Origin of the sequence: Arthrobacter nitrophenolicus (genome assembly GCF_000332815.1) — a bacterium.
GTDB lineage: Bacteria > Actinomycetota > Actinomycetes > Actinomycetales > Micrococcaceae > Arthrobacter > Arthrobacter nitrophenolicus.
On the sequence record NZ_AOFD01000074.1, the window covers coordinates 1 to 18,086 of the forward strand.

Here is an 18,086-nt window from a genome sequence, read left to right on the forward strand (position 1 = left end):
GCTCCTGGGGTCGCCATATCTGGACAAAAACTCGAGGGAGGAGGGCCCGCCTTCCGTGGCGCTTTACGGAACCAGGAGCACCTTGCCGGTGGTGCGCCGGCCCTCCAGGTCCCGGTGGGCCTGTGCCGCCTGCGACAGCGGATAGCGGGCGCCGATCCGGACCTTCAGGCTGCCGTCAGCGGCCGCTGTAAAGATCTCATTGGAGCGCCAGCGCCGCTCGGCGGCGTCCCGCAAATGATGGGCGATGGTGGGCCTGGTGAGGAACAGGGATCCGCCGGAATTGAGCCGCTGCGGGTCCACGGGCGGGACGGGGCCGGAGGCGGCCCCGAAGAGCACCAGCGTCCCGCGCACCCGCAGGGCGTCGAGGGAGCCGTCAAAGGTATCCTTCCCCACGCCGTCGTACACGACGTCCGCGCCGGTGCCGCCGGTGATTTCCCTGACGTGCTGCGCGAACCGGTCGTACCTCACCACGTGGTCAGCGCCTGCGGCATGCGCAAGCTGCTCCTTTTCATCGGTGGAGACAGTGGTGATGACCTCCGCCCCGCGCGACTTCAGCATCTGGATCAGGAGCAATCCCACGCCGCCGGCGCGGCATGCAGCAGGACGGTGTGCCCGGGCTCCACCTTGAAGGTGGAGTTCATCAGGAAGTGTGCCGTCATTCCCTGCAGGGGAAGGGCTGCCGCCGTAAAGTCGTCAAGTCCGCGGGGAACAGGCAACGCGGCGTCCTCGGACACCAGCATGTAGTCCGCGTAGGAGTTAACGCCTTCGGCAGTGGCCACCCGGTCGCCAACGGAGAAGGCGGTGACCCCTTCTCCCACAGCCTCCACGGTGCCGGCCGCTTCCGACCCCGGGGTGAACGGGAACGGGACCTTGTAGGTGCCGCTGCGCTTGTACGTGTCGATGAAGTTGACGCCGGCCGCCCGCACCTTCACCAGCAGCTGCCGGGGACCCGGCGCCGGGGGTTCGGACTCCTCGTACACAAGGACTTCCGGTCCGCCTGCCTGCCGTGCGACGATTGCGTGCGTCATTGCTCCCCTTTCCAGGACCCGGCGCTTCCGGTTCCCGATGCTGTCACCCATCCTAGGGATACCCGGAAGCGGGGAGGCAAGGTCATGCATAAATATCGGACATGATGCATAACTATTGCTGTATAGTCGGAGGCATGACTATTTCTGTTGCAGTGTCGGGCGCAGCGGTTACGCCGGGGGAGAGGTCCTCCGCCTCCTGGCCGGACACCCGGACGTCACCATCGGCGCCATCACGGCGCACAGCAACGCGGGCTCGCGCCTCGGCGAACTGCAGCCGCACCTGCACGGCCTCGCCAGCCGCATCCTGGAAGACACCACCGTGGAGAACCTGTCCGGCCACGACGTCGTCTTCCTCGCCCTGCCGCACGGCGCCTCCGCCGAAATCGCCGCCCAGCTGCCGGAAGGGACGGTGGTGATCGACGCCGGCGCCGACCACCGCCTCCAGGACCCGGCCGCATGGGAGAAGTTCTACGGCTCCGCCCACGCCGGCACCTGGCCGTACGGCCTGCCCGAGCTCCCCGGCCAGCGCGAGGCGCTCAAGGGCGCCACCCGGATCGCCGTGCCCGGCTGCTACCCGACGTCGGCCCTGCTGGCGCTGACACCCGGGTTCGCCGCCGGGCTGCTGCAGCCCGACGACGTCGTCATCGTGTCCGCGTCCGGCACCTCCGGCGCGGGCAAGGCCGCGAAGGTCAACCTCATCGGCGCGGAAGTGATGGGCTCGATGAGCCCTTACGGTGTAGGTGGCGGGCACCGCCACACCCCCGAGATAGAGCAAGGACTGTCCAACGCGGCCCGTGAACAGGTCAGCGTGTCCTTCACGCCCACGCTGGCACCCATGAGCCGGGGCATCCTCACCACCGCAACGGCCAAGGTCAAGCCCGGTATAACGGCAGAGCAGCTCCGCCAGGCCTGGGCCGACGCCTACGACGATGAGCCCTTTGTGCACCTGCTGCCCGAGGGCCAGTGGCCCGGCACCAAGAGCGTGCAGGGATCGAACCACGCCGCCATGCAGCTGGCCTTCGACGCCCATGCCGGCCGCGTCATCGTCACCTGCGCCATCGACAACCTCACCAAGGGCACCGCCGGCGGCGCCGTCCAGTCCATGAACATCGCACTCGGCCTGCAGGAAACCGCCGGCCTCGACCTGCAGGGAGTAGCCCCGTGACCGTCACCACCCCCCAGGGATTCCGCGCCGCCGGCGTCACCGCCGGACTCAAGGCGTCCGGCAAGCCGGACCTCGCGCTGGTGGTCAATGACGGCCCGTCCAAGGCCGCGGCAGCCGTGTTCACCAGCAACCGGGTGGCCGCGGCTCCCGTCCACTGGTCCCGCCAGGTGGTCTCCGACGGCCGGGTGGATGCCGTGGTGCTGAACTCCGGCGGCGCCAACGCGTGCACCGGCCCCACCGGTTTCCAGAACACCCACAGCACCGCCGAGAAGGTAGCCGAGGTCCTGGGAATCTCGGCCACCGACGTCTTTGTCTGCTCCACGGGCCTGATCGGCGAACAGCTCCCGATGGACAAGATCCTGCCCGGTGTAGAGGCCGCTGCCGCTGCCCTCAGCACTGATGGCGGGCCGGAGGCCGGCACCGCCATCATGACAACGGATTCCGTCCCCAAGTCAGCGCTGTTCATCGGCACTGACGCGGACGGCCAGGAATTCAGCATCGGCGGCATCGCCAAGGGTGCCGGCATGCTGGCGCCCGGCCTGGCCACCATGCTGGTGGTCCTGACCACCGACGCCGCGGTGGAACCGGAGCTGCTCGACGTCGCCTCCGGGACGCCACCCGCATCACCTTCGACCGCGCCGATTCCGACGGCTGCATGTCCACCAATGACACCGTGGTCCTGCTGTCCTCCGGAGCTTCCGGCGCGGTGCCCGCCACCGATGTCTTCACCGACGGACTGACCAAGGTCTGCGCCGAGCTGGCACGCAAACTCATCGCAGACGCCGAAGGCGCCAGCCACGACATCGCCATCCGGACCTTCAACGCCGCCAGTGAAGCCGACGCCGAAGCCGTCAGCCGCTCGGTGGCCCGGTCCAACCTCTTCAAGGCCGCCATCTTCGGCAAGGATCCCAACTGGGGGCGCGTGCTCTCAGCAGTGGGTACCACCGACGCAGCATTCGAGCCGGACCAGCTCAATGTGGCCATGAACGGCATCCAGATCTGCCGCAACGGCAGCATCGGCGACGACCGGAGCCTGGTCAACCTGGAACCGCGCGAGGTTTTGGTGGAGATCGACCTGCAGGCCGGTGACGCGGAAGCGACCATCTGGACCAACGACCTCACCCACGACTACGTGCACGAGAACAGCGCCTACTCCAGCTAGCACCGTTTCAGCCATTGCCGACCGCGGAAGAGACAGCATGAACACCCAGACGCGCGAGACCACCAGCATGTCCGACGCCCAGGCCAAAGCCGCCACCCTGATCGAGGCGCTGCCCTGGATTCAGCGCTTTGCCGGCACCACCATGGTGATCAAATACGGCGGCAACGCCATGGTCAACGACGAACTCCGCCGCGCCTTCGCCGAGGACATCGTGTTCCTTCACCATGTGGGCATCCATCCCGTGGTGGTGCACGGCGGCGGTCCCCAGATCAACTCGATGCTGGGCCGGCTGGGCATCGAATCCGAGTTCAAGGGCGGCCTGCGCGTCACCACGCCGGAGGCCATGGACGTGGTCCGGATGGTCCTCACCGGACAGGTGGGCCGCGAACTGGTGGGCCTCATCAACTCCCACGGCCCCTACGCCGTGGGCATGTCCGGTGAAGACGGCGGCCTGCTGCGCGCCGTCCGCACCGGGACAGTGGTTGACGGCGAAGAGGTGGACCTGGGCCTGGTGGGCGAGGTGGTGGGCGTCGACCCCGCCGGCGTCATGGACATCCTCGGTGCGGGCCGCATCCCCGTGATCTCCACCGTTGCCCCGGAAATCGTCGACGGCGGCGACGGCGTCGCGGGTGCGGCGAGGTTCCAGCCCACCGGCCAGGTGCTGAACGTCAACGCGGACACCGCCGCGGCGGCCGTTGCCTCCGCCCTGGGCGCGTCGAAGCTGGTCATCCTGACCGACGTCGAAGGCCTGTACGCCAACTGGCCGGACAAGTCGTCGCTGATCTCCTCCCTCACGGCGTCGGAGCTGCGGGACATGCTGCCGAAGCTCGAATCGGGCATGATCCCCAAGATGGCGGCCTGCCTTAAGGCCATCGACGAGGGCGTGGAGCGTGCGCACATCGTGGACGGGCGCCTGCCCCATTCCATGCTGCTGGAAACATTTACGACGGCGGGCATTGGCACCCAGGTGGTCCCGGACGAGGAGATCAACGCATGAACACGGTGGAAAAGTCCCCGGTAACCGAGTTGGTGGAAACCACCGGCCACGCCGGCTCCGAATGGCTCTCCCGCTATTCGTCGTCGCTGATGGGCGTGTTCGGCACCCCGCAGCGCGTCCTGGTCCGCGGCTCCGGCTGCCTGGTGTGGGACGCCGACGGCAAGGAGTACCTTGACCTGCTGGGCGGCATCGCCGTCAATGCGCTGGGCCATGCGCACCCGTTCGTGACGTCAGTCATCGCCAGCCAGCTGTCCACCCTGGGCCACGTCTCCAACTTCTTCACCAGCCCCACCCAGATCGCGCTGGCCGAGAAGCTCCTGGCACTGGCCGACGCGCCTGCCGGGTCCAAAGTGTTCTTCACCAACTCCGGCACCGAGGCGAACGAGGCGGCGTTCAAGCTCGCCCGCCGCAACACCGGTGGCAGCAACACGAAGCGGACCAAAATCATCGCCCTCGAGGGAGCCTTCCACGGCCGGACCATGGGGGCCCTTGCCCTGACATCCAAAGAGGCCTACCGGACGCCCTTCGAGCCGCTGCCCGGCGGCGTGGAGCACATTCCGTTCGGGGACATCGAGGCCCTCAAGGACGCCGTGGACGAAACTGTGGCGGCGGTCTTCCTGGAGCCTATCCAGGGTGAGGCGGGAGTGCGCCCCCTTTCGCCGGAGTACCTCCGGGCGGCGCGGGAGCTGACCGCCCGCGTCGGCGCGCTGCTGATCCTGGATGAGGTCCAGACCGGCATCGGCCGGACCGGCAAGTGGTTCGCCAGCGAAGAGGCAGGAATAGTCCCCGACGCCATCACCCTGGCCAAGGGCCTGGGCGGCGGGTTCCCCATTGGTGCCCTGGTGACGATGGGTGAGCAAACGTCGTCGCTGCTCTCCGCCGGCCAGCACGGCACCACCTTCGGCGGCAACCCGGTGGCAACGGCGGCCGCCCTCGCCACGCTGCACGCGATCGAAAGCCAGAACGTCCTGGCCAACGCCACCGCAGTGGGGGAGCACCTCCGTTCCGCGCTGGCAGCCCTGCCGGGCGTCACCGAAGTCCGGGGCGCCGGACTGCTGATCGGCTTCGACCTGGACGCCGACGTCGCGCCCGCCGTGGTGCAGGCGGCCCTGGACGCCGGCTTCATCATCAACAGCCCCGGCCCGCGCACCATCCGCCTGGCCCCGCCGCTGGTCCTCACCACGGCGCAGGCCGACTCGTTCCTCGCCGCTTTCCCGGCAATCCTCCAGACAGCTAAGGACGCCCAGTGACTCCCGCAACCCGGCACTTCCTCAAGGACACGGACCTGACCCCCGCCGAACAGGCGGAGGTCCTGGAGCTTGCCGCGCGCATGAAGGCCGCGCCCTACAGCGTCCAGCCCTTCGCGGCAGAGGGCAGCGGCCGAAAGACCGTTGCCGTCATCTTCGACAAGACCTCCACCCGCACCCGGGTCTCCTTCGCCACCGGCATTGCGGACATGGGCGGCAATGCCCTGGTCATCAATCCCGGCGAGGCCCAGATCGGCCACAAGGAATCCGTGGAGGACACCGCGAAGGTCCTGGAGCGCATGGTCTCCACCATCGTGTGGCGCACCGGCGCCCATGCCGGCCTGGTGGCCATGGCCGAGAACTCCAGCGTCCCCGTCATCAACGCGCTCTGCGACGACTACCACCCCTGCCAGCTCCTGGCCGACCTGCTGGCGGTCAAGGAGCACAAGGGCGAGCTCAGGGGCCTCACCATGAGCTACCTGGCGACGCCGCCAACAACATGGCCAACTCCTACCTGCTCGCCGGGGTCACCGCCGGCATGCATGTCCGTATTGCAGGGCCCGAAGGGTACCTGCCCGCGGCGGACATTGTGGCTGCCGCCGAGGAACGGGCCGCGGAGACGGGCGGTTCGGTGCTGATTACCACTGACGCTGCCAAAGCGCTCCAGGGCGCAGACGTCGTGGCCACCGACACCTGGGTGTCCATGGGCCAGGAGGCGGAAAAAGAGGCGCGGCTGCAGCTGTTCCGGGAGTACTCCGTGGATGAGGAGGCCATGAAGCTCGCCGCGGAGGACGCCGTCGTGCTTCACTGCCTGCCCGCCTACCGGGGCTACGAGATCTCCGCGGGTGTTATCGACGGCCCGCAGTCGATCGTCTGGGACGAGGCGGAAAACCGGCTGCACGCCCAGAAAGCCCTGATGGCGTGGCTGATGCACCGCTCCGGCCTTGCCTTCGTCGACGGCCTGTCGCCGGTCGAAGGCACCGGGGAGAGCACGTTCTAGTGTCCGCCCAGCCCGTATCCCCGGGCTCCAGCCCGGCCACCAAGACTGCGCGGCAGGCCCGGATCACCGCCATCCTGACCAACCAGTCAGTGCGTTCACAGGCGGAGCTCGCCGCCCTGCTCGCGGACGACGGCGTGCAGGTCACCCAGGCCACGCTGTCCCGGGACCTCGTGGAACTCGGGGCCGTGCGGGTCCGCGGCAAAGAGGGCGCCCTGGTCTACGCCGTCCCCGGCGAAGGGGGCGAGCGTGCCGCCAAGACCGGCGTGAGCCAGGAAATCCTGGACGCCCGGCTCGCCCGGCTGTGCAGCGAACTGCTGGTGACGGCGGAAGCGTCGGCCAACATCGTGGTGCTCCGGACCCCGCCGGGTGCCGCGAACTTCCTGGCACTGGCCATCGACCATTCGGTCATGCCCGCCATCCTGGGGACCATCGCCGGCGACGACACCGTGCTGCTGGTGTCCCGGGACCCGCTGGGCGGCCCCGACCTCGCAGCCCGCTTCCTGCAACTGGCCGAGGAAGCCGGGCAATAAGCTTGAAGACAACATCAAACACCCCCCACTAAGGAGCATCTGAAGTGACTGAACGCATTGTGCTCGCCTACTCAGGCGGCCTGGACACATCCGTAGCCATCGGCTGGATCGGCGAAGCCACCGGCGCCGAGGTCATCGCCGTGGCAGTCGACGTCGGACAGGGCGGCGAGTCGCTGGAAACCATCCGCCAGCGCGCCCTGGGCTGCGGCGCCGTCGAAGCCTACGTCGCCGACGCATCCGATGAGTTCGCCAACGAATACTGCGTCCCCACCCTGAAGGCCAACGCCCTGTACCAGGGCCACTACCCGCTGGTCTCCGCCATCTCCCGCCCGGTCATCGTCAAGCACCTGGTGAAGGCCGCCCGCGAATTCGGTGCCACCACCGTCGCCCACGGCTGCACCGGCAAGGGCAACGACCAGGTCCGCTTCGAAGTGGGCATCCAGACCCTCGGCCCGGACCTGAAGTGCATCGCACCGGTCCGCGACCTCGCCCTCACCCGCGACAAGGCCATCGCCTTCGCCGAGGAAAAGGGATTGCCCATCGAGACCACCAAGAAGAACCCCTACTCCATCGACCAGAACGTCTGGGGCCGCGCGGTGGAAACCGGCTACCTCGAGGACATCTGGAACGCCCCCACCAAGGACATCTACGACTACACCGCCACCCCGGAATTCCCGCCGGCACCCGATGAGGTCACCATCTCCTTCGAAGCCGGCGTGCCGGTGGCGATCGACGGCGTCAAGGTCACCCCGCTGCAGGCCATCAAGGAACTCAACCGCCGCGCCGGCGCCCAGGGCGTGGGCCGCATCGACGTCGTCGAGGACCGCCTGGTGGGCATCAAGTCCCGCGAAATCTACGAGGCCCCCGGTGCCATGGCGCTGATCACCGCGCACAAGCACCTCGAGGACATCACGATCGAGCGCGAGCAGGCCCGCTTCAAGGCCACCGTTGGCCAGCGCTGGGCCGAGCTGGTCTACGACGGCCAGTGGTTCTCCCCGCTGAAGCGCTCCCTGGACGCCTTCATCGAGGACACCCAGAAGTACGTCTCCGGCGACATCCGCATGACCCTGCACGGCGGCCAGGCCATCGTGAACGGCCGCCGCTCGGACACCTCCCTGTACGACTTCAACCTGGCCACCTACGACACCGGCGACACCTTCGACCAGTCCATGGCCCGCGGCTTCATCGAGCTGTGGGGCATGTCCGCCAAGGTGGCTTCCGGCCGCGACATCCGGGTCGCAGGGAAGTAATTCCCGGTGGCCGAGCAGAATTCGAATCCGGGAACAAGCCCGGTGGTTGAGCCTGTCGAAACCCGGGTTTCGACGGGCTCAACCACCGGCTCGACAAACACCGGCGCGCTGTGGGGAGGCCGGTTCGCCGGCGGACCCGCGGACGCCCTCGCTGCCCTGAGCAAGTCCACGCACTTCGACTGGCGGCTGGCGCGCTACGACATCGCCGGTTCCAAGGCGCACGCCCGCGTGCTGCACAAGGCCGGCCTGCTGGACGACGGCGAGCTGGAGGGAATGCTCGCCGCCCTGACGCAGCTGGACGACGATGTAGCCTCCGGCGCCTACCTGCCGGCGGAGTCCGACGAGGACGTCCACGGTTCCCTGGAACGCGGCCTGATCGAGCGGGCGGGCCCGCAGCTGGGCGGCAAGCTCCGTGCCGGGCGGTCCCGCAACGACCAGGTGGCAACCCTGGGCCGGATGTTCCTGCGAGACCACGCCCGGATCATTGCCCGCGGCGTGCTGGACACCGTTGACGCGCTGGTGGACCAGGCCAAAGCGCACCAGGGCGTGGCCATGCCGGGCCGCACCCACCTGCAGCACGCCCAGCCCGTCCTCCTCAGCCACCACCTGCTGGCCCATGCCTGGGCCCTGCTGCGCGATGTTCAGCGGCTGCAGGACTGGGACAAGCGGGCCGGTGTTTCGCCGTACGGGTCAGGCGCCCTGGCAGGCTCCTCGCTGGGGCTCGATCCGGAAGCGGTGGCGGCGGACCTGGGCTTCTACTCTGCGGTCCACAACTCCATCGACGGCACGGCGTCCCGCGACGTCTTCGCCGAGTTCGCCTGGGTGTGCTCCATGATCGGGGTGGACCTGTCCCGGATCTCGGAGGAAGTGATCTTCTGGGCCACCAAGGAGTTCTCGTTCGTCACGCTGCATGACTCCTACTCCACGGGGTCCTCGATCATGCCGCAGAAGAAGAACCCGGACGTGGCCGAACTGGCCCGCGGCAAGGCGGGACGCCTGATCGGCAACCTGACCGGGCTGCTCGCCACGCTCAAGGGCCTGCCGCTCGCGTACAACCGCGACCTGCAGGAGGACAAGGAACCGGTGTTCGACGCCGCCGACACGCTGGAGCTCCTGCTTCCGGCCGTCTCCGGCATGATCGCCACCCTGACCTTCAACCGGGAACGGATGGAGTCGCTGGCACCGCAGGGCTTCGCGCTGGCCACGGACATCGCCGAGTGGCTGGTCCGGCAGGGCGTGCCGTTCCGGGAGGCGCACGAGCTGTCCGGCGCGGCCGTCAAGCAGGCCGAGTCCCGCGGCGTCGAGCTGTGGGACCTGACCGACGACGAGTACGCGGCCATCTCGGCGCACCTGACCCCCGAGGTCCGCACCGTCCTCTCCACCGAGGGCTCGCTGAACAGCCGCAACTCCCAGGGCGGAACGGCACCGGCTGCCGTCGAACGCCAGCTGGCCGCCCTTGAAGGCGAGCTTGCGGGCGTCCGGGAGTACGCCGGCTAGTTGGCTTGGTTTCGACAGGCTCAACCACCGGTGGTGGTTGAGCCTGCCGAAACCCGTCTGTGGCTAGGCTGGGTCCATGAGCGAAACCTTCCGGAAGTTCCTCCGCACCCTGCCCGACTTTCCGGCCGACCTTCCCCGCTTTGATCCGGCCACCGCCGCACGGAACCCCGTGGAGCTGTTCAAGCAGTGGCTGGACGAGGCGCTGGACGCGGGGGAGCAGCAGCCCCACGCCTTCAGCCTGGCCACGGTCAGTGCCGGGCAGCAGCCGTCGTCACGGATGCTGATCCTGAAGAACATCGACGGCGACGGCTGGCATTTCGCCACGTCCCGCACCTCCCGCAAGGGGCAGGAACTGGACATCGTTCCGCAGGCCGCCATGAACTTCTACTGGGCCTCCCTGGGACGGCAGGTCCGCGTGGCCGGGCCGGTGGTCCAGCTGTCCGCCGAGGCCTCCGCCCGCGACTGGGCGGAACGTCCCCGCGCCGACGGCAGCACCAACCCCAACTGGCAGCTGTACGCAGTCCAGCCGACGGAGTTCGAGTTCTGGCAGGGGAGCAACGACGGAGGGCATGTCCGGCACCGCCTCGGTCCGGACGGAGCTCCTGAGGGCTAGGATGAGCGCCATGGCCCCTCCCACACCCGATGACCTGCTGGCAGACCTCCACAAGGCGGCGGAAGACGTTGCCGCAGACGCCGCAAAATTCAGCGACGCCGACGTACGCTCGCCATCCGCGCTGCCGGGCTGGACGCGGGGGCATGTCCTCGCCCATCTCACCGGGATCTCCAACGCCATGGCCCGGCAACTCGAGTATGCGGCCCGGGGCGAAACCATCGAGCTGTACGACGGCGGCATGGACGGCCGGAACAAAGCCATCGACATGGCGGCAGGGCACGACGCCGCCACCCACCGCGCAGACCTAAGCGCGGCACTGGAGCGGGTCCTCAAGGCTTTCGATGCGCTGCCGGGTGTCAAGGATTCCGCGGCCAACCGCACCGGCTGGTGGGCCCCGATCGCCTACCGCGGGGGAGTGGTGCTGGACGGCGGCTTGGCACTCTGGCGCGAACTCGTCATCCACGCGTCCGACCTGCAAACGGGCAGGGGACCGGAAACCTGGAGCCGGCCGTTCTGCCAGCACCTGTTCGACTTCCTCGCCGCCCGGGTGCGGCCGGAGGACAAACTGGTGCTGCAGCCGCTGGGCCTGCCGCCCGTCAGCATCGGCAGCGGCAACCGGTCCACCGTCATCAGCGGGATGCTGACGGACATCGCCGCCTGGCTGGCAGGCCGCGAGCCTTCACTCGGCAGCCTGCGGGCGTCCGCCGCAGCGGACGGGACGGACCTGCCCGGGCTGCTGCCCTGGCCACCGGGAACCCCGGCGCCGAAGTAACCCGCCGGCATTTCGTTGCTCTATCATTTCTGGTTCCTAAAACCCTGGTTTAGGAGCCACGACTGATAGAGCAACGGGGAAACGGTCCGATCAGGCCGCTTCGCGGGCCAGCAGGCTCTCCTTCACCCGCAGGCCCCAGCGGAACCCGCCCAGGGAGCCGTCGGTCCGGATCACCCGGTGGCACGGCACAAACAGGGCGGCTGCATTGAAGGCGCACGCGCTGGCGGCCGCGCGGACCGCCCTGGCATTGCCTGCCAGCGCCGCGTACTCCGTGTATGTCACCGGGTGGCCGGGCTTGACCTCCCGGAGGACGTCCCAGGCATGGGCACGGAACGGACCCGAGCGCTGCAGGACCGGCACGGCCATGGCCGGGGCGGGGTCGCCGTCGTAAAAGGCCTCCACGGCCTCCGAGATGCCGCCGAGCCCGGCGACGGCCCGGACGGCGTCGGGCCGCAGTGCCGGATGGACCTGGCCGGTCAGGTCGCCGGGGTCGGCGGTCCAGCCGGACGCCAGGACCAGTCCGTCCCGCGCGATGATGGTGAAGGGGCCGTCCGGGGTGGACATTGTCAGCAGTTGGGCGGTCATGGCATCGCTTTCCTGGAAGTGCCGCTGGCGGCAGGGGCTTTGGGTGCGGCGGCGGCGCGCCACAGGTGCATGGTGGCGTAGGAACGCCAGGGGCTGGCTTCCCGGAAGTCCGGGGCCAGGCCGGCGCCGCCCGCCGATAGGGCCCGGATTCCGTTCCGGACGGCGGCATCGTTGGCGAGGAAGACGTCGGGGGCGCCCAGGATCCGCATGGCCGCGTAGCCCACAGTCCAGGGTCCCACGCCGGGAAGCGGCAGCAGTTTGGCGGTGAGGCCGGCCAGGTCATCGCCGTAACCCGGGTCGATGCGTCCTTCCGCCATGGCTGCGGCGGCAAAAAGCAGCGATTCCGTCCGGCGCCGGGGCCCGCGCAGCAAATGACCGGAATCCGCGATCTGGGCGGACGTGGGGAAGAGCCGGTCAAGCCCGTCGCCTGGAACACTGCTGGGGCTGCCGGCCGCGGAGAGCTGCGTGAGCGCGGTGCGGGCGGCGGCCACGGTGATCTGCTGGCCCACCATGGCCCGCGCCAGGAGTTCCTGGGGATCCAGGGCACCGGGCATCCGGATGCCGGGGGCTTCCGCCACGGACGCGGCCAGCCGGCTGTCCGCTGCCAGGGCGCTGTCGATGGCTTCCGGATCGGCGTCAAGGTCGAAGAGCCGCCGGACGCGGCTCAGCAGCGCCGGCAGGTCGCGCAGGTCCGCCGCGCCGACGGTGAGGGTCAGCGGCCGTTCCCGTGCGCCGGCGTCGTAATCAACTGAAGCGGGCGTCACCGTGGGGCAGCCGCATGGTCCGGGCGTAGGAGGTTGCCGTGCCCGCCTCGATGCCCGGGATGGCGCGGACCGCCAGGAACGTGAAGATGCCGGGATCGAAGGGTTTGCGGTAGGGGAGGCTGAGGGTCAGCGCCGTAGCAGCTCCCGCCGCCTGTGCATGCCGGCCGGTGTGCCGAAGGGCAGTGGGGGTCATGGCGAACACGTCGAGGATGGTCTCGTTGAACTGCCGGACGCTGCTGAAGCCGGCGGCGAAGGCAACGTCGGCAAGCTTCATTGGTGTGGAGACCAGCAAAGTGCGGGCGGTCTGGGCCCGTCCGGCCCTGGCCAGGGACAGCGGCCCGGCGCCCAGTTCATGGGTGAGGATCCGGTTGAGCTGGCGCGACGAGTAGCCCAGCCGGGCAGCGAGGCCCTCCACGCCATCCCTGTTGATCACGCCGTCATTGATCAGCCGCATGGCCCGGCCGGCGACGTCCTGGCGGAGGTTCCAGGCCGGGGTACCGGGCACGGCCTCGGGAAGGCACCTCTTGCAGGCCCGGTAGCCGGCGTCGTGTGCCGCAGCCGAGGTTTCGTAGAAGGTGACGTTGGCGGCCTTGGGGGTGCGCGCCGGGCAGGAGGGGCGGCAGTAGATCCCCGTGGTGCGGACCGCAGTGTAGAACTGCCCGTCGAAACGGGTGTCCCGGGCGTCGATCGCCCGGTAGCGCTGCCAGAAGTCCATGACTCCATCCTGCCAGCCGCCGGATGCCCCTACTAGCGGAAATCGGACATGGCCGTGGCAGCACCGCTGCCGTGCCGCGGGTGAAGCGGCCGGATGCGGGTAAGGTCTGGCCATGAGTGAAAACCCTGTGCCGGCCGGTCCGCCGCTGCGGGAGATCCTCGCGGGCGATGCCCGCGAGCTGGCCCCGCTGCTGCTGGGCGCCGTCCTCACGCACGAGTCGCGCGAAGGTCCGGTGTCCGTCCGCCTGACGGAGGTGGAGGCCTACCTGGGGCCGGAGGATTCGCTGCACCCGGACCCGGGCTCCCACACGTACCGCGGCCCAACGCCACGCAACGCGCCCATGTTCGGCCCCGCCGGCCACCTGTACGTCTACTTCACCTACGGTATGCACCACTGCACCAACATCGTCTGCGGGCCGGAGGGCGTTGCCTCCGCGCTGCTGCTGCGGGCGGGCGAAATCGTTGACGGCCTTGACCTTGCACGGCGGCGGCGGACCACGTCCAGGAGTCCCGCCGACCTCGCCAGCGGCCCGGCCCGGCTGGCCAAGGCACTGGGACTGACGACGGCGGACAGCGGCCGTGACGCGCTTGCCCCGCCTTTCGGGCTGGTCCTTCCGCCGGGGCCGCCCCCGCAGGTCAGTTCCGGTCCGCGAGTGGGTGTGGCCGGGGCGGGCGGCTCGGACGAGTACGCGTGGCGCTTCTGGATCACCGGGGACCCCACTGTCTCCAGGTACAAGGCCGCCAAAGCCCGGGTCCGGAAACCCGCGGGGGCCGCACCGCGGGCGGCGCAACCCGGCCGGTCCACGTTTCATCAGCGTTAAGGGAAATGGTTGTAGAATGGTAGGTCTGTCTTTTGCGATAGGGGAACGTTAAATGCTTGACGCCGATTTGGCCCACGAACGGGAGTATGTAGCCGGCCTGTATGCCCGGCTGGAAGAGCTCCGCGAGGAAAAGCGCCGGCAGCTGGCGCAGGTCCGGCGGGCCGGGGCAGTGGGCACCATGCAGAACGTTTCCGAACGCGACGCCTTCGCCGCACTGTATGAGGACCGCCTGGCGCAGCTGGACGCCGTTGATGACCGGCTGGTTTTCGGACGCCTGGACCTGGACTCCGGCGAAGCGCAATACATCGGCCGCATCGGCCTCACCACCGAGGACCTGCAGCGCCTGATGGTTGACTGGCGCGCGCCCGAGGCCGGCCACTTTTACCAGGCCACCGCGTTCGACCGGCAGGGCGTGCGCCGCCGCCGGCACCTGATCCTGCAGGGCCGCGAAGTGAAGGCCATCGAGGACGATGTCCTGGACGCCGGGATGCTTGCGGACAATGAGTCGCTGCAGGGTGAAGGCGCCTTGCTCGCCGCCCTGAATTCCAAGCGCACCGGCCGGATGTCGGACATCGTCAGCACCATCCAGTCCGAGCAGGACCGCATCATCCGGTCCTCCATCTCCGGCGCGCTGGTGGTCCAGGGCGGTCCCGGAACCGGCAAGACTGCCGTCGCGCTGCACCGCGCTGCCTACCTGCTGTACACCCACCGCGACCGGCTCAAGAGTGCAGGCGTGCTCCTGGTGGGCCCGTCGTCGTCGTTCATGAAGTACATCGAACGGGTGCTGCCCTCACTGGGTGAGACCGGCGTGGTCATGGCCAGCCTTGGCCGCCTCATGCCAGGCATCCATGCCGTGCCGGAGCAGGACGCTGCTGTTGCCGCGCTGAAGGGCCGCCTGGACATGGCCGAAATCGTGGCCAACGCCGTCTCCAACCGCCAGCGTGTTCCGGCCCATAACAGGACGCTGGAAGTGGACGGCCGCAAGCTGGTGCTGACGCCCCGGCAGGTCCGCCGCGCCCGGGAGAAAGCGCGCGCCACCGGCAAGCCGTACAACGAGGCACGCGTGACGTTCGTCAAGATCCTGCTGCGTGAACTGACGGAGCAGATGACCGAGCTGGTCGAGGCCGGGAACATCGGCAACAACGCGGACCGCTCCTACCTTGCAGAGGATGTCCGAACGGCCCGGGACGTCCGCATCGCCCTGAACCTCTGCTGGATGCCCATGACGCCGGAAAAGCTGATCTCCGACCTGTTCAGCAAGCCGGCCATCCTGGAATTCTGCACCCCCCACCTTTCGCCCGCGGAGCGCGCGCTGCTCCTGCGGCCGGCCGACGCCCCCTGGACCGAGTCCGATATCCCGCTGCTGGATGAGGCCGCCGAACTGCTGGGCGAACTCGACGCCGCCGCCGGCCGCGGACTGGCCCAGCAGGAGCACGACCGTGCCCGCGACCTCGCCAACGCCAAGCAGACGCTCGTCAACATGGAAACCGCCGGCGTTGACGCCCTGATGACCGCCGAAGACCTGATGGAGCAGAACCAGGAACGCGAGGCACGGCTCACCGCTGCCGAGCGTGCCACCAGCGACCGCACGTGGGCGTTCGGGCACATCGTGGTTGACGAGGCGCAGGAGCTTTCCCCCATGCAGTGGCGGCTCCTGGTCCGCCGCTGCCCCCTGAAGTCCTTCACCATTGTGGGCGACATCGCGCAGACCAGTTCCGTTGCCGGCGCCAATTCATGGCAGGGCGCCCTGGCACCGATGTTCGGCGACCGGTGGCAGCTGGAGGAGTTGACGGTCAACTACCGGACGCCCTCCCAGATCGCCGAAGCCGCCGTCCGGATGGCGAACGCCGCGGGCCTGGTGGTGTCCGCCCCCAAGGCAGTGCGGGAGGGGCGCTGGTCGCCCATCATCGACGAGGTTGCCCCCGGCAGCCTCGTGGACCGGCTTGTGGAAGTCCTCCCGGAGGAGCTGGAAGCACTCGACGGCGGCCTGCTCGCCGTGATTGCCGACGGACCTCTCCTGCCCCAGGCCACCGCAGCCCTGCGCGCCGCCTACGGGCGCCGCATCGGCACCGGCGCGGGCAGCTACGAGCAGGACATCGTGGTCATCAGCCCCCGTGAGGCCAAAGGCCTTGAGTTCGACGGCGTTGTGGTCCTGGAACCCGCGAAGATGCTCAACCATGAGCACGGCAAGGTGGGTGACCTCTACGTGGCCATGACCCGCGCCACGCAGCGGCTGCGGCTGATCGCCGCCGAACCCGTTCCGGCCGGTATCGTCCGCTGATCCGGCGTCCTCCGATACTGCTACCTTAGAAGGCGTGCCAGACATCAACAGCCTCGAATCGCAACACAACGACCCCTCTTTTGCCAACATCTGGCAGGAGCTGAAGTGGCGTGGCCTGGTCCACGTCTCCACCGACGAAGCCGAGCTTGAAAAGCTCCTCGCTGGCGCCCCGGTCACGTACTATTGCGGCTTCGATCCGACTGCACCGAGCCTGCACCTGGGCAACCTGGTCCAGTTGCTCCTCATGCGGCGGCTGCAGCTGGCGGGGCACAAGCCGTTGGGACTCGTTGGTGGCTCCACGGGCCTGATCGGTGATCCCCGTCCCACTGCCGAGCGCACCCTGAACACCAAGGAAACAGTGACGGAGTGGGTGGGCTACCTGCAGGCGCAGGTGCGCCGGTTCCTGAGTTTCGAGGGTGACAACGCTGCCCGGATGGTCAACAACCTCGACTGGACGGCGCCGCTGAGCGCCATCGATTTCCTGCGGGAAGTGGGCAAGCACTTCCGGGTGGGCACCATGCTCCGCAAGGATGCTGTCGCCTCGCGGCTCAACTCCGATGAGGGCATCAGCTACACCGAGTTCAGCTACCAGATCCTGCAGGGAATGGACTACCTGGAGCTCTACCGCGCCTACGACTGCGTCCTGCAGACGGGCGGCTCAGACCAGTGGGGAAACCTGACCAGCGGCACCGAACTGATCCGCAAGGTGGAGGGCAAGAGCGTCCACGCCCTGGGCACGCCGCTGATCACCAACTCCGACGGCAGCAAGTTCGGCAAGAGCGAAGGCAACGCCATCTGGCTCGACGCGGCATGTGCAGCCCGTACGCGTTCTACCAGTTCTGGCTCAACACTGCCGATGCAGACGTTGTGGACCGGCTGAAGGTCTTCACCTTCCTGACCCGCTCCGAGATTGAAGAGATCGCTACTGCAGTGGCCGAGCGTCCGTTCGCCCGTGAGGGGCAGCGGAAGCTCGCCTACGAAGTCACGTCGCTGGTGCATGGCGTGGAAGCCACCGAAAAGGTCATCGCCGCTTCGGCCGCCCTGTTCGGCAACGGCGATCTCACTGCCCTGGACAAGTCCACGCTTCAGGCGGCCACGTCTGAGCTTCCCTCTGCCACCGTCCAGGTGGATGCACTCGGGATCGTGGACCTGCTGGTGGCCTCCGGGCTGTCGGAGAGCAAGTCGGCTGCCCGCCGTACGGTGGGTGAGGGTGGCGCCTACGTCAACAACGAAAAGGTCCTGGATCCTGAAGCTGTCATTTCCGAGGACGAACTTCTCCACGGCCAGTACCTGCTGCTCCGCCGGGGCAAGAAGAACCTGGCTACGGTTGAGGTCCTGGTCCCGTAACTGCGGCATCCCACCCCTTTTGCACGCCCCTTCACAGCCGATTTGCACGGTCGCGGAGGGGCGTGTATTGTTTTCTGAGTCGCCGCCGCTGAGTGGTGACAAACCCCCAACTAATGAGAAGCAATTCTTCTCAGAGCAGCGCTCTGATAGCAGGAATGCTTCACTTTTTGCTGGGTGGATTCACTTCGCCGAGTGAATTCCGGTAAAACAGCCGGATTTGCAAAAGCGAATATGGATGAAATAAGATTGAAACATCGCAGCGAAGAAATACGAAATACAAATTCTTTTTGAATTTGTTTCGGGAATATTCGAA

Annotated in this window: 11 protein-coding genes and 6 pseudogenes; 13 read left to right on the plus strand and 4 right to left on the minus strand. The window is 68.2% G+C overall.

The features are described 5' to 3' along the window. Nucleotides 1–63: 63 nt before the first annotated feature. Nucleotides 64–1,028 (minus strand): annotated as a pseudogene (locus G205_RS18655) (quinone oxidoreductase family protein). A 134-nt stretch (nucleotides 1,029–1,162) separates the two neighbouring features. On the opposite strand from G205_RS18655, the pseudogene argC reads away from it, so the two are divergent. The 10 genes and pseudogenes from argC to G205_RS18705 all read left to right on the plus strand — a co-directional run bounded on the left by argC (nucleotide 1,163) and on the right by G205_RS18705 (nucleotide 11,261). After that, nucleotides 1,163–2,193 (plus strand): annotated as a pseudogene (gene argC, locus G205_RS18660) (N-acetyl-gamma-glutamyl-phosphate reductase). Next, nucleotides 2,190–3,355: pseudogene (gene argJ, locus G205_RS18665) on the plus strand (bifunctional glutamate N-acetyltransferase/amino-acid acetyltransferase ArgJ). Before argC ends, argJ begins: the two co-directional pseudogenes overlap by 4 nt. Before the next feature lie 37 nt (nucleotides 3,356–3,392). Then, nucleotides 3,393–4,352, plus strand: coding sequence for an acetylglutamate kinase (gene argB / locus G205_RS18670; RefSeq protein ID WP_009359385.1), 960 nt, complete (start codon nucleotides 3,393–3,395; stop codon nucleotides 4,350–4,352). Further along, nucleotides 4,349–5,602, plus strand: a complete 1,254-nt coding sequence (locus G205_RS18675) for an acetylornithine transaminase (protein ID WP_009359386.1) — start codon at nucleotides 4,349–4,351, stop codon at nucleotides 5,600–5,602. Before argB ends, G205_RS18675 begins: the two co-directional genes overlap by 4 nt. Beyond that, nucleotides 5,599–6,599 (plus strand): annotated as a pseudogene (argF, locus tag G205_RS18680) (ornithine carbamoyltransferase). The gene G205_RS18675 and the pseudogene argF overlap by 4 nt, the downstream one beginning before the upstream one ends. Continuing rightward, the gene (locus tag G205_RS18685) at nucleotides 6,599–7,129 is read left to right on the plus strand and encodes an arginine repressor (RefSeq protein ID WP_009359387.1); all 531 of its coding nucleotides are present in this window, start codon (nucleotides 6,599–6,601) and stop codon (nucleotides 7,127–7,129) included. The pseudogene argF and the gene G205_RS18685 overlap by 1 nt, the downstream one beginning before the upstream one ends. A 44-nt stretch (nucleotides 7,130–7,173) precedes the next feature. Further along, the gene (locus G205_RS18690) at nucleotides 7,174–8,379 is read left to right on the plus strand and encodes an argininosuccinate synthase (RefSeq protein ID WP_009359388.1); all 1,206 of its coding nucleotides are present in this window, start codon (nucleotides 7,174–7,176) and stop codon (nucleotides 8,377–8,379) included. A 42-nt stretch (nucleotides 8,380–8,421) separates the two neighbouring features. After that, a complete protein-coding gene (argH, locus tag G205_RS18695) occupies nucleotides 8,422–9,876 on the plus strand; it encodes an argininosuccinate lyase (RefSeq protein WP_035753814.1) in 1,455 nt (484 codons plus the stop codon). 76 nt (nucleotides 9,877–9,952) lie between these two features. Continuing rightward, nucleotides 9,953–10,489, plus strand: coding sequence for a pyridoxine/pyridoxamine 5'-phosphate oxidase (locus G205_RS18700; protein ID WP_009359390.1), 537 nt, complete (start codon nucleotides 9,953–9,955; stop codon nucleotides 10,487–10,489). Between the two features lie 10 nt (nucleotides 10,490–10,499). Further along, entirely contained in the window at nucleotides 10,500–11,261 is a 762-nt protein-coding gene (locus G205_RS18705; RefSeq protein WP_009359391.1) for a maleylpyruvate isomerase family mycothiol-dependent enzyme, read from the plus strand. Between the two features lie 90 nt (nucleotides 11,262–11,351). Here the strand turns inward: G205_RS18705 and G205_RS18710 are convergent, their stop codons facing one another. Continuing rightward, nucleotides 11,352–11,846 carry a methylated-DNA--[protein]-cysteine S-methyltransferase gene (locus G205_RS18710; RefSeq protein ID WP_009359392.1) on the minus strand — a complete coding sequence of 165 codons (495 nt, stop codon included), beginning with the start codon at nucleotides 11,844–11,846 and terminating at the stop codon, nucleotides 11,352–11,354. Continuing rightward, nucleotides 11,843–13,325, minus strand: a pseudogene (locus G205_RS18715) (DNA-3-methyladenine glycosylase 2 family protein). The gene G205_RS18710 and the pseudogene G205_RS18715 overlap by 4 nt, the downstream one beginning before the upstream one ends. A gap of 112 nt (nucleotides 13,326–13,437) precedes the next feature. Between G205_RS18715 and G205_RS18720 the strand changes: the two are divergent. The 3 genes and pseudogenes from G205_RS18720 to tyrS all read left to right on the plus strand — a co-directional run bounded on the left by G205_RS18720 (nucleotide 13,438) and on the right by tyrS (nucleotide 17,773). Next, on the plus strand, nucleotides 13,438–14,145 hold the full coding sequence (locus tag G205_RS18720; protein WP_035753812.1) for a DNA-3-methyladenine glycosylase: 708 nt from the start codon (nucleotides 13,438–13,440) through the stop codon (nucleotides 14,143–14,145). Nucleotides 14,146–14,197: 52 nt separating this feature from the next. Continuing rightward, nucleotides 14,198–16,426, plus strand: coding sequence for a HelD family protein (locus G205_RS18725; RefSeq protein WP_009359394.1), 2,229 nt, complete (start codon nucleotides 14,198–14,200; stop codon nucleotides 16,424–16,426). A 34-nt stretch (nucleotides 16,427–16,460) separates the two neighbouring features. Beyond that, nucleotides 16,461–17,773 (plus strand): annotated as a pseudogene (gene tyrS, locus G205_RS18730) (tyrosine--tRNA ligase). Between the two features lie 110 nt (nucleotides 17,774–17,883). Here the strand turns inward: tyrS and G205_RS23245 are convergent. Further along, nucleotides 17,884–18,086, minus strand: a 203-nt coding sequence (locus tag G205_RS23245; RefSeq protein WP_235047087.1) for a hypothetical protein, incomplete at its 5' end; no start/stop codon positions are given.